The organism is Kitasatospora sp. NPDC001159, assembly GCF_053598235.1.
In genome coordinates this window covers 13,133-26,938 of record NZ_JBSFJV010000001.1, presented here as the reverse complement: position 1 = coordinate 26,938, position 13,806 = coordinate 13,133, and the positions used below count along the sequence as shown (strand labels likewise).

15 protein-coding genes and 1 tRNA gene are annotated in these 13,806 nt (G+C 71.2%); 10 read left to right on the top strand and 6 right to left on the bottom strand.

Going from position 1 to position 13,806, the window contains the following annotated elements:
* Positions 1–45: 45 nt before the first annotated feature.
* Genes ACWC9T_RS00155 through ACWC9T_RS00145 form a run of 3 tightly spaced genes read left to right on the top strand, consistent with a single transcriptional unit; the run spans position 46 to position 2,748 of the window.
* A complete protein-coding gene (locus ACWC9T_RS00155) occupies positions 46–1,386 on the top strand; it encodes a replication initiator (RefSeq protein WP_449818810.1) in 1,341 nt (446 codons plus the stop codon).
* Complete coding sequence (locus tag ACWC9T_RS00150; protein ID WP_449818809.1) at positions 1,379–1,585, top strand: helix-turn-helix domain-containing protein; 207 nt, start codon at positions 1,379–1,381, stop codon at positions 1,583–1,585. Before ACWC9T_RS00155 ends, ACWC9T_RS00150 begins: the two co-directional genes overlap by 8 nt.
* Positions 1,582–2,748, top strand: coding sequence for a site-specific integrase (locus ACWC9T_RS00145; RefSeq protein WP_449818808.1), 1,167 nt, complete (start codon positions 1,582–1,584; stop codon positions 2,746–2,748). Before ACWC9T_RS00150 ends, ACWC9T_RS00145 begins: the two co-directional genes overlap by 4 nt.
* Before the next feature lie 68 nt (positions 2,749–2,816).
* Here the strand turns inward: ACWC9T_RS00145 and ACWC9T_RS00140 are convergent.
* The 3 genes from ACWC9T_RS00140 to ACWC9T_RS00130 all read right to left on the bottom strand — a co-directional run bounded on the left by ACWC9T_RS00140 (position 2,817) and on the right by ACWC9T_RS00130 (position 4,682).
* A tRNA-Pro gene (locus tag ACWC9T_RS00140) sits at positions 2,817–2,890 on the bottom strand.
* A 100-nt stretch (positions 2,891–2,990) separates the two neighbouring features.
* Positions 2,991–3,935, bottom strand: coding sequence for a metallophosphoesterase (locus tag ACWC9T_RS00135; RefSeq protein WP_449818807.1), 945 nt, complete (start codon positions 3,933–3,935; stop codon positions 2,991–2,993).
* A gap of 24 nt (positions 3,936–3,959) precedes the next feature.
* Positions 3,960–4,682 (bottom strand): CGNR zinc finger domain-containing protein, encoded by a 723-nt coding sequence (locus tag ACWC9T_RS00130; protein ID WP_449818806.1) that lies wholly within the window; start codon positions 4,680–4,682, stop codon positions 3,960–3,962.
* 102 nt (positions 4,683–4,784) lie between these two features.
* Here ACWC9T_RS00130 and ACWC9T_RS00125 point away from each other — a divergent pair, with 102 nt between their 5' ends.
* Complete coding sequence (locus ACWC9T_RS00125; RefSeq protein ID WP_449818805.1) at positions 4,785–5,237, top strand: GatB/YqeY domain-containing protein; 453 nt, start codon at positions 4,785–4,787, stop codon at positions 5,235–5,237.
* Positions 5,238–5,329: 92 nt separating this feature from the next.
* Here the strand turns inward: ACWC9T_RS00125 and ACWC9T_RS00120 are convergent, their stop codons facing one another.
* The gene (locus ACWC9T_RS00120) at positions 5,330–7,576 is read right to left on the bottom strand and encodes a transglycosylase domain-containing protein (protein WP_449818804.1); all 2,247 of its coding nucleotides are present in this window, start codon (positions 7,574–7,576) and stop codon (positions 5,330–5,332) included.
* 502 nt (positions 7,577–8,078) lie between these two features.
* On the opposite strand from ACWC9T_RS00120, the gene ACWC9T_RS00115 reads away from it, so the two are divergent.
* Complete coding sequence (locus ACWC9T_RS00115; RefSeq protein ID WP_195911063.1) at positions 8,079–8,402, top strand: WhiB family transcriptional regulator; 324 nt, start codon at positions 8,079–8,081, stop codon at positions 8,400–8,402.
* 27 nt (positions 8,403–8,429) lie between these two features.
* On the opposite strand, the gene ACWC9T_RS00110 is transcribed toward ACWC9T_RS00115, so the two are convergent.
* Positions 8,430–9,599, bottom strand: a complete 1,170-nt coding sequence (locus tag ACWC9T_RS00110; RefSeq protein ID WP_449818803.1) for an ArsA family ATPase — start codon at positions 9,597–9,599, stop codon at positions 8,430–8,432.
* A gap of 144 nt (positions 9,600–9,743) precedes the next feature.
* Positions 9,744–10,817: an ArsA-related P-loop ATPase gene (locus ACWC9T_RS00105; protein WP_449818802.1), complete on the bottom strand. Its 1,074-nt coding sequence runs from the start codon at positions 10,815–10,817 to the stop codon at positions 9,744–9,746.
* Positions 10,818–11,145: 328 nt separating this feature from the next.
* On the opposite strand from ACWC9T_RS00105, the gene ACWC9T_RS00100 reads away from it, so the two are divergent.
* The 5 genes from ACWC9T_RS00100 (at position 11,146) to ACWC9T_RS00080 (ending at position 13,796) form a co-directional block, all read left to right on the top strand.
* Complete coding sequence (locus ACWC9T_RS00100) at positions 11,146–11,304, top strand: DUF4177 domain-containing protein (protein ID WP_094743074.1); 159 nt, start codon at positions 11,146–11,148, stop codon at positions 11,302–11,304.
* Positions 11,301–11,768: a RidA family protein gene (locus tag ACWC9T_RS00095; protein WP_449818801.1), complete on the top strand. Its 468-nt coding sequence runs from the start codon at positions 11,301–11,303 to the stop codon at positions 11,766–11,768. Before ACWC9T_RS00100 ends, ACWC9T_RS00095 begins: the two co-directional genes overlap by 4 nt.
* A 63-nt stretch (positions 11,769–11,831) precedes the next feature.
* Positions 11,832–12,698 (top strand): NUDIX hydrolase, encoded by an 867-nt coding sequence (locus tag ACWC9T_RS00090; RefSeq protein WP_449818800.1) that lies wholly within the window; start codon positions 11,832–11,834, stop codon positions 12,696–12,698.
* A 94-nt stretch (positions 12,699–12,792) separates the two neighbouring features.
* Positions 12,793–12,966, top strand: coding sequence for a hypothetical protein (locus tag ACWC9T_RS00085; RefSeq protein ID WP_449818799.1), 174 nt, complete (start codon positions 12,793–12,795; stop codon positions 12,964–12,966).
* Positions 12,963–13,796, top strand: a complete 834-nt coding sequence (locus tag ACWC9T_RS00080; RefSeq protein WP_396254025.1) for an MBL fold metallo-hydrolase — start codon at positions 12,963–12,965, stop codon at positions 13,794–13,796. Before ACWC9T_RS00085 ends, ACWC9T_RS00080 begins: the two co-directional genes overlap by 4 nt.
* Positions 13,797–13,806: the final 10 nt, after the last annotated feature.

Genomic DNA, 13,806 nt, shown 5'->3' with positions numbered 1-13,806 from the left:
TGCACCTCGGCTCCGGGGCCCTCCCTCGCCCAGGAGGTGAATCACATGACCACCACCACTGCGCCGCCGGTCGCCGATCTCCTCGGCCTCGCCCAGCTCGGCACCATGCCCGCCCTCATGCGGCAGCTCTCCGGCCTCGCTGGTTGCACCTCGCCCGTCCGCCTCGACGGCTGGCGCACTGAGATCAACGAAGCCACCGGACAGGTCCTCCACCACCTGGAGTCCGCCGACCTGCCCGCCGGGAACCTGCTGCTGCGCTGCGGCAACCGCCGCGTCACCCGCTGCCCGTCCTGCGCCGAAACGTACCGCCGCGACACCTACCACCTGATCACCGCCGGACTAGTCGGCGGCAAGGGCACCCCGGAGACCGTATCCGCGCACCCCCGGGTGTTCGCCACTTTCACCGCACCCAGCTTCGGCCCCGTCCACAACCGGCCCGGTTCCGGAACCTGCCGCTGTGGCACCACCCACCCGGCCGACGACCCGATACTCGGCTCCCCGCTCAACCCCGAGACGTACGACTACGAGGGCGCCGTCCTGTGGAATGCCCACGCAGGCAAGATCTGGGCCCGCTTCACGATCCACCTGCGCCGAGAGATCGCCAAGCTCGCCGGACTATCGCAACGCGCCTTCAAGGACATCGCCCGCATCTCGTTCGGCAAGGTCGCCGAGTATCAGAAGCGCGGCGCGATCCACTTCCACGCCGTCGTGCGCCTCGACGGCCCCGAAGGCGGCGACACACAGCCGCCGGCCTGGGCGACTGCTGACCTGCTCACTGATGCCATCCGCGCCGCCGCTCTCCGGGCCAACATCCCCGGCCCGTTGGTCGACGGCCGACAGCACCGCTTCGCCTTCGGTCGACAGCTCGACATCCGGACGATCCGCAACGCCGACTTCACCGGCCCCGTGCAGATCACCGAGCGCGCCGTCGCCGCTTACATCGCCAAGTACGCGACCAAGGGCGCCGAAGCCGCCACCGGCACCCTGGACCGCCCTGTCCGGCTGCTCGCCGAGATCGCCCAGCACGACATCCCCGAGCACGCCCGCCGGCTCATCCGTACCTGCTGGCACCTCGGCGCCCGCCCCGAGCTTGCGGAACTCCGTCTCCGCGCATGGGCCCACATGCTCGGCTTCCGCGGCCACTTCTCCACCAAGACCCGCAAGTACTCGACCACCCTCGGCGCGCTACGAGACGCCCGCGCCGCCTGGCGCCGCGCCCAGACGCTCGAACGCCTCCACGGCCCCGACACCCGGGCAGCCGAGGAATCAACGCTCGTGGTCGCCCACTGGGTCTTCGCCGGCCTCGGCCTCACCCGCGGCGAATCCTGGCTTGCCCAAGCGCTCCAACCCGCACCCGGCACGGAGGGAGAACCGACCCATGGCTGACGTGCTGTTGGCCGGTCCTGCTCTCTACCGGGTGTCCGACGCCGTGCAGGTCCTGAATCTGAGCCGAACGGTCATCTACGACCTGATCCGCACCGGACGCCTTCGCACCGTCAGCGAGGGCCGCTCTCGCCGCATCCCTGCGGCTGCCATCACCGACTACGTAGCGCTGCTGGAGCGCGAAGCAAAGGGGAGTCAGTGACCAAGCGCCGGAGCAGGGGAGATGGTGGCCTTCACTGGGACGAGAAGCGGCAGCGCTGGATAGCAACGGCCAGCCTCGGCTTCGACCCGAGCGGCAAGCGCATCGTGAAGCGGGGGAGCGGCAAGACCAAGACCGAGGCCAAGAACAAGCTGAAAGAGGTCCTGCGGGACTTCGAGGACGGCTTGGCCATCGCGCCCACCAACTACACGGCGGCGAACGCGGTCAATGACTGGCTGACCTACGGCCTCGCCGGCCGCGACGACCAGACCGTGACCACCTGCACGACCCTATGCCGTACCCACGTGATCCCGGCCCTTGGCGCCCGCAAGCTCCGGGACCTCAGCGCCGAGGACGTGGACAGGTGGCTGGCGACCAAGGCCAAGACCTTGAGCACGCGCACGCTGCAGGGCCTCCACTCCTGCCTGAACCGGGCGGTGAAGCGCGCGATGGCCCGGGACAAGGTGAAGCGCAACGTGGTTGAGTTGTGCTCTGTCCCCACCGGCCAGCCCGGCCGGCCGTCGAAGGCGCTGACGTTCGCTCAGGCTGAGGCCGTTCTGAAGGCGGCGGAGAAGTCCTCCATGCACGCCTACATCGTGGTGTCCTTGCTCACTGGGGCACGCACTGAGGAGCTTCGGGCGCTGACCTGGGACCACGTGTTCCTCAAGGGCCAGCCCGGCGCCAACCCGCCGATCCCGCCCCACATCGCCGTATGGCGCTCGGTCCGGGCCACCGGGGACACCAAGACCCGCAAGTCTCGCCGGACGCTCGCACTCCCCGCCCGCTGTGTCGAAGCGCTCTGGGATCACTGGGTGGACCAGGGCTGGGACCGCCTCGCCGCCGGCGACAAGTGGGAGGAGAACAACCTGGTGTTCCACTCCGCTGTGGGCACCGAGCTGGACCCGTCCCACGTCCGCCGGGCTTTCCGCTCAGCCATCGCCAAAGCCGAGGGAGTGAACGCCGCCGAATGGACGCCCCGCGAGCTACGCCACAGCTTCGTGTCCCTGCTCTCGGACAGCGGCGTGCCCTTGGAGGAAATCTCCCGGCTCGTCGGCCACTCCAGCACGGCCGTCACCGAGGAGGTCTACCGGAAGCAGATCCGCCCAGTGATCCAGACCGGCGCGACGGTCATGGACGACCTGTTCTCCCAGGACCCTGAGGCTTAGTCACTCAGTTAGTCACGCACAACGACAGAGGCCCTACCGGATTTCTCCGGCAGGGCCTCTGCACTGGGTCGGGGTGGCGGGATTTGAACCCACGGCCTCTTCGTCCCGAACGAAGCGCGCTACCAAGCTGCGCCACACCCCGGTCCTGCGGTTTGTCGCTCCGTCTCCTTCGCGACGAGTAGAACTCTACCGGACGCTCGCCGAGACACGAAATCCGGTTTCGTGCGGGCGTCCGGTGCTGGTCAGCGGGATGCCGGGGTGAGGGTGAGGAGGGTGGCCTCGGGCGGGCAGGCGAAGCGGACCGGGGTGTAGCGGTTGGTACCGCAGCCGGCCGAGACGTGGAGGTAGGAGCGGTGGCCGCCAGCCTGGTGGGTGGAGAGCCCCTTGACCCGGCGGGTGTCGAGGTCGCAGTTGGTGACCAGGGCGCCGTAGAAGGGGATGCAGAGCTGGCCGCCGTGGGTGTGGCCGGCCAGGATCAGCGGGTAGCGGTCGGCGGTGAAGGCGTCGAGGACGCGCAGGTAGGGCGCGTGGACGACGGCGAGGGAGAGGTCGGCGTCGGCGGAGGGGCCGCCGGCGACCTCGGAGTAGCGGTCGCGGCGGATGTGCGGGTCGTCGAGGCCGGTGAACTCCAGGTCGAGGCCGGCGACGGTGAGGCGGCCGCGGGTGTTGGTGAGGTCGAGCCAGCCAGCCGCGTCGAAGCCGTCGCGGAGCTTCTCCCAGGGGTTGTGGACGGCGCCGGTGATGCCGCGGTTGGCGGTGCCGTCGGGGTTGTTCATGCCGTGGATGCCGCTGCGCATGGCCTGGAGGTAGCGGGCCGGGTTCTTGCGGGCCGGGCCGTAGTAGTCGTTGGAGCCGAAGACGTAGACGCCGGGGAACTCCATGAGCGGTCCGAGCGCGTCGAGGGTGGCGGGGACGCCGAGCGGGTCGGAGAGGTTGTCGCCGGTGTTGACCACCAGGTCGGGGCGCAGGCTGGCCAGGCTCTTCAGCCAGCGCTGCTTCTTGCCCTGTCCGCTCACCATGTGGATGTCGGACACCTGCAGGATCCGGATGGGCCTGGCACCGCGGGGCAGGACGGGGACCTCGACCCGGCGGAGCCGGAAGGCACGTACCTCGTACCCGACGGAGTAGGCGAGACAGGCGGCGCCGGCGGCGGCGAAGCCGAGCGGAACGGAGTACAGCGGTCGCATCAGCCCATGCTCTCAGACGGTGGATCAGCTGGTGAACGTCCGGTGGCCCGGTGCGGGAACGGGCTCCTGGGTCGGAACCGGGGTCGGAACCGGGGACGGAGCGGGGGACGGAGCCGGGGCGGCGACCGGGGCCGGTTCCTCGGACTCCCGCCGGGCGCGCAGGGCCCGGACCTTGTTGCGGTTGCCGCACCGCTCCATCGAGCACCAGCGCCGCCGTCCGGGCCGCGAGGTGTCGATGAACAGCAGCCGGCAGTCGTGCGCCCCGCACTCGCGGATCCGGTCCGCGTACGGGCCGGTGAGCAGGGCGATCGCGTCCCGGGCGAGGGTGGAGACCAGCTGCGCCCCGTCGGCGGGCAGCGGGGCCGCCGCGGTGCCGTCCGGGGCGATCTGGGGGGCGAGCGACGGGTGGGCCGCGGCCCGGTTGAGGACGGTGTAGTCCTCGGCGGTGCCGTCCTCGCCGCGGGCGCTGGCGGCGGCCAGGCGCCAGAGGGCGTCGCGGAGGGTGCGGGCGTCGGCGAGCTGGTCGGCGGAGATCCGTACGGCGTCGGCGGGCAGCCGCAGCCGGGACTGCGGGAGCCAGTTGGCGAGGTCGGAGGGCCGGTGCAGCACCTCGTACCGGGCGTAGTCGCCGGGGCCGCCGGTGGGGAGCAGTTCAAGGCAGAGGGCGCCGGGGTCGAAGAGGAAGCGGCTGCCGGCGGGGGTGGTGAGGACCAGGCCGGTCGCTGGCTCCCGCTCTCCATGGGTCATGTAACCAGGATAAATGGTTACAGAGCGTTCCGGGGCGCCACTCCCGCTCCGTGCCCGGTTAATGGCGAGCGACCGAACGTCGCAGGTGGAAGACTCGTGCCCATGACCACGCTCAAGGTGCAGCTGCAGGAGGACCTCACGGCTGCCATCAAGGACCGGGACGAACTGCGTTCGTCCACCATCCGGCTCACGCTGGCCGCCGTCACCGCCGAGGAGGTGGCCGGCAAGGCGAAGCGCGAGCTGTCCGACGCCGAGGTGCTCAAGGTGATCACCCGCGAGGCGAAGAAGCGCCGGGAGGCGGCCGAGGCCTTCGACAAGGGCGGTCGGGCCGACCAGGCCGAGCGCGAGCGCGCCGAGGGCGAGCTGCTGGCCGGGTACCTGCCGAAGCAGCTCTCCGACGAGGAGCTGACCGCGATCGTGGCCGCCGCCGTGGCCGAGAGCGGGGCGAGCGGCCCGCAGGCGATGGGTGCCGTGATGAAGCTGGTCAAGCCGAAGGTGGACGGCCTCGCCGAGGGCGGCCGGGTCGCCGCCGCCGTGAAGGCCGCCCTGGCCTGAGCGCCGTAGGCGCAGAGCCCCGGACACGCGAAGGGGCGCCCCCCGGAAGACCGGAGGGCGCCCCTTCGCTGTGCGGTCACGCGGACGGCCCGTCAGCCGTTGCCGCCGCCGTGCTTGCCGCCGTTGCCGTTCCCGTTGCCACCGCCGATGAGGCCCGGCGGGAGGGTGAACCCTCCTCCTATCACCCCACCGGGGTTGCCGTTGCCCGGAGGCGGTGGCGGCGGGGGGTTCCCGGCCGGCGGCTGCGGCGGGGTGTTCGGGTCGGCCGGCGGGGTCGCCGGGGGCGTGGCCGGCTGCGGGTCCGGGATGTTGGTGGTCTGGATCGGCTCCAGGGGCGTGCCCTTGAGTGCCTGGTTCATCGCCATCTGCCAGATCGGGCCGGGGCCCGTCGCGCCGAACACCTCGTCGAAGTGCTTGCCGCCGATGTTGATGTTCTTCATCTTGACGCCGCCGGCCGGGCCGCCGAGCCAGACCGCGGTGGCCAGCGACGGGGTGTAGCCGTCGAACCAGGCGGCCCTCTTCTCGTCGGTGGTGCCGGTCTTACCGGCGATCTTGCGGCCGTCGTCCAGGCCGAGGGCGGCCGCGGTGCCCTTCTCGGTCACGTTGAGCAGGACGGCGTTGAGCGAGTCCGCGGTCTGGTCGGAGAAGGCCTGGCTGCACTGGGACTGCGGGACCTTGAGCTCCTTGCCGTCCACCGTGGTGATCTTGTTGATCGCGACCGGGGTGCAGTACTTGCCGCGGGCGGCGAAGGTCGCGTAGACGTTCGCCATGGTCAGCGGGGAGAGCTCCAGGGTGCCGAGGACCATCGAGGGCACCTCCTGGAACTGGTCGCCCTTGGCGGACTGGGTGATGCCCAGCTTGTTCGCCATCTGCTTCATCGAGCAGAGGCCGACCTGCTGCTCCATCTGCACGAAGTAGGTGTTGACCGAGCGGGCCATGGCCTCCTTGAGCTCGTAGGGGCCGACCTCGCTGTCCTGCTCGTTCTTGACCGTGGCCTTGGGCTTGTCGGTGTTCTTCCAGGTACCCGAGCAGGTGGTCATCTGCGGGTATTCGATCTTGTTCTGGGACGGGAACGCCTGGGTGTTCGACATGCCCGACTCCAGCGCCGCCGCGGCGAGGATCGGCTTGAAGGTCGAACCGGTCTGGAAGCCGTTGCCGCCGCCCATCGAGGCGTCGACGTTCAGGTTGACGACGGTCTGGTTCTTGTTCTGGTCCAGGCCGTACGGGCGGGTCTGGGCCATCGCCAGGATCTTGCCGGTGCCGGGCTCCATCATGGTCGCCGCGGCCGACACCTGGTCCGTCACGTTGACGTTCTTGGTGACGGCGTTCTGGGCGGCGGCCTGCTTGTCCGGGTCCAGTGTGGTGTAGATGTTCAGACCGCCGGTGTCCCAGAGCTTCTTGCGCTCCTCGGCGCTCTTGCCGAAGGCCGGGTCCTGCTTGACCACGTGGCGGACGTAGTCGCAGAAGAAGCCCATGCCGGCCTGGGCGGTGATGCAGCCGTTCTGCGGGTCCTTGAACTTCAGACCCAGCGGGGCGGCCTTCGCCTCCTTCGCCTGGTCGGCGGTGATGTGCTTGTTCTCCAGCATCTTGTCGATGACGACGTTGCGACGCTTGACCGTGTTGTCGGGGTAGCGCACCGGGTCGTAGGACGACGGGTTCTGCACTATCCCGGCGAGGGTGGCTGCCTCGGCGACGGTCAGGTCCTTGTTGCTCTTGCTGAAGTAGCGCTGGGACGCGGCCTCGACCCCGTAGGCCTGGTGGCCGTAGAAGGTGATGTTGAGGTAGTTGGTGAGGATCTGGTCCTTGGTCAGGTCCTCCTCCAGCTTGATCGCGACCTTGAGCTCCTGGATCTTGCGGCCCAGGGTCTTGCGCTGGGCCTCCAGGACGGCTGCCTGGTCGTCGCCGGCCTTCTCCACGTTGACGTTCTTCACGTACTGCTGGGTCAGCGTGGAGGCGCCCTGGGAGGCGGTGCCGCTCTCCGCGTTCTTGCCGACCGCGCGCAGGATGCCCTTGAGGTCGACGGCGCCGTGCTCGTAGAAGCGGGCGTCCTCGATGTCGACCTGGGCGTGCCGCATGAGGGGCGACATCTGGTCGGCGGTGAGGACGGTGCGGTCGCGCTCGTAGACCTTGGCGATCAGGCCGCCCTTGGCGTCGAAGATCTGGGTGGCCTGGGTGAGCGGCGGGGTCTTGAAGTCGTCGGGGATGTTGTCGAAGCTCTCCGCCGTGTCCTTGGCGGTCAGCCCGATGGCGCCGACGGCGGGCAGGGTGAGTCCTGCCAGCAGGACTCCGGAGAGCACGCTGACGCCCAGGAACTTCACGCCGTTGCCGACGTGGTCCAACGGTGATCCGCTGCTCGTGCGGCGCGGAGCTCCGGTGTTGCCTGGGGGCTGGGATGCCTGTGGGCGCTTCGGTGCCATGGGGAGAACCCTACGTCCCCGAATCCCGCACACAGGGGCAGGTGTTCGCCTAGGCTTGTCACAAGCTTGCGACAGCTTCGGTGCGTCAACACCATTCACTCTTGCGAGTGGGGAGACTTGCCCGAATTGCCCGTCTTCGTTCGGCTTCTGGGGTGGCTGTGGCCTGCTGTGTTCGAGTGAACGGTAGCGCTCCGTGACAACACCTGCGGCGAGAGTGGGGGCGCTGAACTTGGCAAGGCTTGCGACCTGCGATCACTCCAACGAGTGAGCTGGCCGATACCCATAGTCCAATCGGGTCATTCGAGATTGAGCCCGACGGGGCTGTTGCAAGCTGTCGTTCTTCCGTAACGTCCTCAACTGGCAACGGTGAATATGCCGTTGCCGCCGTGGGGGAGCCTCGAATACGGGAGAGGACGGCGCCGGCATGGGCTGGGTTGACGACTGGAGTGCGCAGGCCGCCTGCCGCACGAGTGATCCGGACGAACTGTTCGTCCAGGGGGCGGCACAGAACCGCGCGAAGGCGGTGTGCAGCGGTTGCCCCGTCCGTACGGAATGTCTCGCGGACGCTCTGGACAACCGGGTGGAGTTCGGTGTGTGGGGCGGGATGACGGAGCGCGAGCGGCGGGCGCTGCTGCGCCGTCGCCCGACGGTCATCTCGTGGCGGAAGCTGCTGGAGACGGCCCGCACCGAGTACGAGGAGTCCCTCGCGACCGGCGTGATACTGACGGACTACGCCCAGGCGGGCTGAGTCCGGCCGACCGCGCCCCCGGGGTGACTACGCCGCGCCGCTCAGCCGGTCCCCGATGGCCCGCAGCCCGTCCAGGTCGTGCACGTCGCCCGGCAGCGCCGGGACCTCAACGATCGGCACGTCCGGGTACACCGACACGAAGCGGTCGCGGGTGCGGCGCTCCCGCCCCATGATCTGCATCCGCTCGGCGTGCAGCCGCAGCAATCCGGCCGCGAGCAGCTCCGCCTCCGGCGAGGAGTGCTCCGAGCCGTTCTCCTCCAGGGCCTCGGCAGCCGCCAGCGCCCGCTCCGCGGTGAGCTGCGGTGCGCCCGTGCCGTGCACCCGGTTGAGCACCAGCCCGGCTAGCGGCATCCGGTCCGCGGCGAGCCGGTCCACGAAGTACGCCGCCTCGCGCAGCGCGTCCCGCTCCGGCGCGGCCACCACCAGGAACGCCGTGCCCGGCGCCTTGAGCAGCTGGTAGGTGCGGTCGGCGCGCTCGCGGAAGCCGCCGAACATCGAATCCATCGCGCTGACGAAGGTCTGCATGTCGGTGAGCAGCTGGGCGCCGAAGATCTTGCCCAGGGTCCCGGTGAGCAGGCCCATTCCGGCGTTGAGGAACCTCATCGCGCTGCGGCCGCCGACCTTGGCCGGCGCGGTCAGGATCCGGATCACCCGGCCGTCCAGGAAGGACCCGAGCCGGTTGGGCGCGTCCAGGAAGTCCAGCGCCGAGCGGGACGGCGGGGTGTCCACGACGATCAGGTCCCACTCCTCGGCGGCGCGCAGCTGCCCGAGCTTCTCCATCGCCATGTACTCCTGCGTGCCCGCGAAGCCGGCCGACAGGGACTGGTAGAACGGGTTCTCCATGATCGCCCGGGCCCGCTCGGGCTCGGCGTGGGCCAGCACGACCTCGTCGAAGGTCCGCTTCATGTCGAGCATCATGGCCTGGAGTTCTCCGTCGCCGGTGACGCCCTTGACCACCCGGGGGGTGTTGTCGAGTTCGGTCAGGCCCATCGACTGGGCCAGCCGCCGGGCCGGGTCGATGGTCAGCACCACGACCTTGCGGCCGCGCTCGGCGGCCCGCAGGCCGATCGCCGCGGCGGTGGTGGTCTTGCCGACGCCGCCGGAGCCGCAGCAGACGATGATCCTGGTCTTCGGGTCGTCGATCAGCTCGTCCACCGCGAGCCGCCTCCCGGTGCCTTGTACCCCGTTGCCGCTCATGCGCCCACCTCGCTGCGCTCGGCAGCCTCTTCGCGCAACGCACACTTCTCGATGGTTCGCTCGCTCACGCCGCCCCCTGTCGCCTCAGTTCGCTGCGCTCGGCAGCCTCTTCGCGCAACGCGCACCTCTCGATGGTTCGCTCGCTCACGCCGCCCCCTGTCGCCTCAGCTCGCCCGCCAGCCGGTACAGCCCGCCCAGGTCGACGCCCTCGCCGAGCAAAGGGAGTTCGTACGTCGGGAGCCTCAGCTGCTGCAGGTCGGCGCGCTGCTCGCGCTCCAGCTCGACCCGCTCGGCGTGCTCCCGGGCCTGCTCCAGCAGCGGGTCGAGCAGCGGGTCCACCGCCGCGCGGACCGTCTCCGGCTTGCGCGAGCGGCCGCCCAGCCCGGCCTCGCCGAGGGCCAGCGCCACCTCCTCGCGGTGGTCCCCGTCCACCGCGGCCACCGCCGCCGCGTCCAGCACCGGCGGCCGGACCATGTTGACCATCACGCCGCCCACCGGGAGCTTCGCCTCGCGCAGCTCCGCGATGCCGTCGACCGTCTCCTGCACCGGCATCTCCTCCAGCAGGGTGACCAGGTGCACCGCGGTTTCCGGCGACTTCAGCACCCGCATCACGGCCTGCGCCTGGGTGTGTATCGGGCCGATCCGGGCCAGCCCGGCGACCTCGGAGTTCACGTTCAGGAACCGGGTGATCCGCCCGGTCGGCGGGGCGTCCATGACGACCGCGTCGTACCGGCGCCGCCCGTCCGGGCCCTTGCGGCGGGCCGCCTCGCAGGCCTTGCCGGTGAGCAGCACGTCCCGCACGCCGGGGGCGATGGTGGTGGCGAAGTCGACGAAGCCGATCTTCTGCAGCGCCTTGCCGGCCCGGCCGAGCTTGTAGAACATCTCCAGGTACTCGAGCAGCGCCTGCTCGGTGTCGATCGCCAGCGCGAAGACCTCGCCGGGCGCGCCCTCCCTGGCGGGCAGCCCGAGCTGGGGACGGGCGACCGAGGCGATCCGGCGTTCCTCGTACGGCAGTGCGGCGATGCCGAACAGCTCGGCGATGCTCTGCCGCCCCTCGACCTCGATCAGCAGCACCCGTCCGCCGTCGGCGGCCAGCGCCAGTGCCAGTGCGGCGGCCAGCGTGGTCTTCCCGGTGCCGCCCTTGCCGCTGACCACGTGCAGCCGGACACCCTCCCAGTCGGGGTCGCGCCGGGCCGCCTGGCCGGGGGTGCGTGCCACGCTCCGTCTCCGTCCGTCTCCGTCCTACGGGCCTCCCCTCCGACGAGGGTGCCCCTGTGACGAGGGTGCCCCTACCGACGGAGGTGCCCCTCATGAGGGTGCCCTCTCGCGAGGGTAACCAGGGTCCACGCCCGATGCCCGGAGCACCTGGGGTGCAGGGACTGAATCATGCCCCCTTTGTGCTCCACCTCACACGCCGCCCGGCAGGGCCTGTCTTGCGAGCCGGCCCAGGGCTCGCGACGCCGGAGCCGCGACCTGATCCGACCCGGCCCACAAGACGGGCCCGGTGCGGCGGCGATCGCCGGGACGGCTCGTCTAGAGTCTGGCCATGACCAAGTGGGAATACATGACGGCACCCCTGCTCGTGCACGCCACCAAGCAGATCCTGGACAACTTCGGCGAGGACGGCTGGGAGCTCGTCCAGGTCGTGCCCGGCCCCAACCCGGAGCAGCTGGTGGCCTACTTCAAGCGGGAGAAGAACGCATGAGCACGGTCGAGTCGAAGCTCGCCGAGCTGGGTCTGACCCTGCCGCCGGTGGCCGCCCCGGTCGCCGCGTACGTGCCGGCCCTGCAGTCGGGCGAGTTCGTGTTCACCTCCGGCCAGCTGCCGGTCGTCGGCGGCAAGCTGCCGAGCACCGGCAAGGTCGGCGCCGAGGTGTCCCCGGAGGAGGCCAAGGAGCTCGCGCAGATCTGTGCGCTGAACGCCCTGGCCGCCGTGAAGTCGGTGATCGGCGACCTGGACCGGATCGAGCGGGTCGTGAAGGTGGTCGGCTTCGTCGCCTCCGCCGCCGACTTCACCGGCCAGCCCGCGGTGGTCAACGGCGCCAGCGAGCTGCTCGGCAAGGTGCTGGGTGACGCCGGTGTGCACGCCCGCAGCGCGGTCGGCGTCGCGGTGCTGCCGCTGGACGCCCCGGTCGAGGTCGAGCTCCAGGTGCGCGTCAAGACCGGCTGAGTGTGATCGCGAAGGCGGGGTCGGGCCTGTCCAACCCCGCCTTCGTGCGCTTAGCATCCGGGCATGGACCATCGAGCAACGACGCTCCCGATGCCGCCCGGTTGGCCCGCCCGGATCCGGGCGGTCGACTCCGGCGCGCTGACCCCGGCGGTGCCCCGGCCCGCCGCGACCGTTGTGCTGCTGCGCGACTCCGCCGCCGGGCCGGAGGCCTACCTGCTGCGCCGCCGCACCTCGATGGCCTTCGCGGCCGGGATGTACGCCTACCCGGGCGGCGGGGTTGACCCGCGGGACGCCGAGGTCGAGACGGGCTGGGCCGGTCCGACGCCCGAGGAGTGGGCGCACCGGCTCGGAGCGGACGTCCGGACGGCGCGGGCGGTGGTCTGCGCGGCCGTGCGCGAGACCTTCGAGGAGGCCGGCGTGCTGCTGGCCGGCCCGGACGCCGACAGCGTCGCCGAGCCGCGCGACTGGTCCGCCGAGCGGGCCGCGCTGGAGGCGCACGAGCTGTCCTTCGCCGAGTTCCTCCGCGACCACGGGCTGGTGCTGCGCAGCGACCTGCTGGGCGGCTGGGCCCGCTGGATCACCCCGGAGTTCGAGGAGCGGCGCTACGACACCTGGTTCTTCGTGGCGGCCCTGCCGGCCGGCCAGCGTGCGGCCCTGGAGGTCGGCGAGGCCGACCGGGTCGCCTGGCTGACGCCGACCGAGGCGGTCGAGGGCTACCGGGAGGGCCGGTTCGGCATGCTGCCGCCGACCGTGACGGTGCTGCGCGAGCTGTCGCCGGTCCTCACCGCCGCCGAGGCGGTGGCCGCGGCCACAGACCGGGCGCTGGAGCCGGTGCTGGGCCGGGCCGAGGTCCGCGGTGACCGGATGACGGTCCGCTGGCCCGGGTATGACGAGCTGACCATCGACGGGGAGTTCCCGGAGGAGGCCTGACCCGAGGACTCCCGCCTGAGGGATTTCCCGACCTGAGGGATTGCCCGACCTCACCAACGATCCGAAGATGCCGACCAGAAAGGACCGACACCCGATGAACCACAACGACGTGGCTCGCCGGACGGCCCCGGAGCTGCCCGCCCGCCGACTGACCCCCCGTTCCACCGGCTGCGACAGCCAGGTCCCCTTCGTCGAGGTCGCCCAGCGCGCCCTCGTCCGGGCCCTGCCGCTGAGGGCCCTGCATCGCGACGGCGAGCGCGGCCGGTGAGCGGACTCCTGCCGGGTGACCCCGCCGCCGCGATCGGCGGCGAGGCCACCCCTCGGGCGCTGTGCGTGCTGGCGCCGAACCCGTCGCCGATGACGTTGGACGGCACCAACACCTGGCTGCTCTCCGAGCCCGGCTCGGACCTCGCGGTGGTGATCGACCCGGGCCCGCTGCACGAGGGCCACCTGCGTCGGGTGGTCGAGCTCGCCGAGGAGCGGGGCAAGCGGATCGCGCTCACCCTGCTCACCCACGGCCACGCCGACCACTCCGAGGGCGCGGCCCGCTTCGCCGAGCTGACCGGCACCGAGGTGCGGGCCCTGGACCCGGCGCACCGGCTGGGCTCCGAGGGCCTGGTGGGTGGTCAACGCCTGGACGTCGGCGGCCTCGACCTGCGGGTGGTCGCCACCCCCGGCCACACCTCGGACTCGCTGACCTTCCACCTGCCGGACGACGGCGCGATCCTCACCGGCGACACCGTGCTCGGCCGCGGCACCACGATGGTCGCCCACCCCGACGGCCGGCTCGGCGACTACCTGGACTCGCTGCGCCACCTGCACACGATGGCCTCCCACCACGGCGTACGGACCGTGCTGCCCGGCCACGGCCCGGTGCTCGCGGACGCGCTCGGGGCCGTCGACTACTACCTGGCCCACCGGGCCACCCGGCTCGCCCAGGTGGAAACCGCGGTCGAGACGGGCTGCCGGACGGCCGCCGACGTGGTCGCCCGGGTCTACGCCGACGTGGACCGGGCGCTCTGGCCGGCCGCCGAGCTCTCGGTGCGGGCCCAGCTGGAGTACCTGGAGGAGCACGGGCTCATCCCGGACCAGGGCTGATCCGCGAACG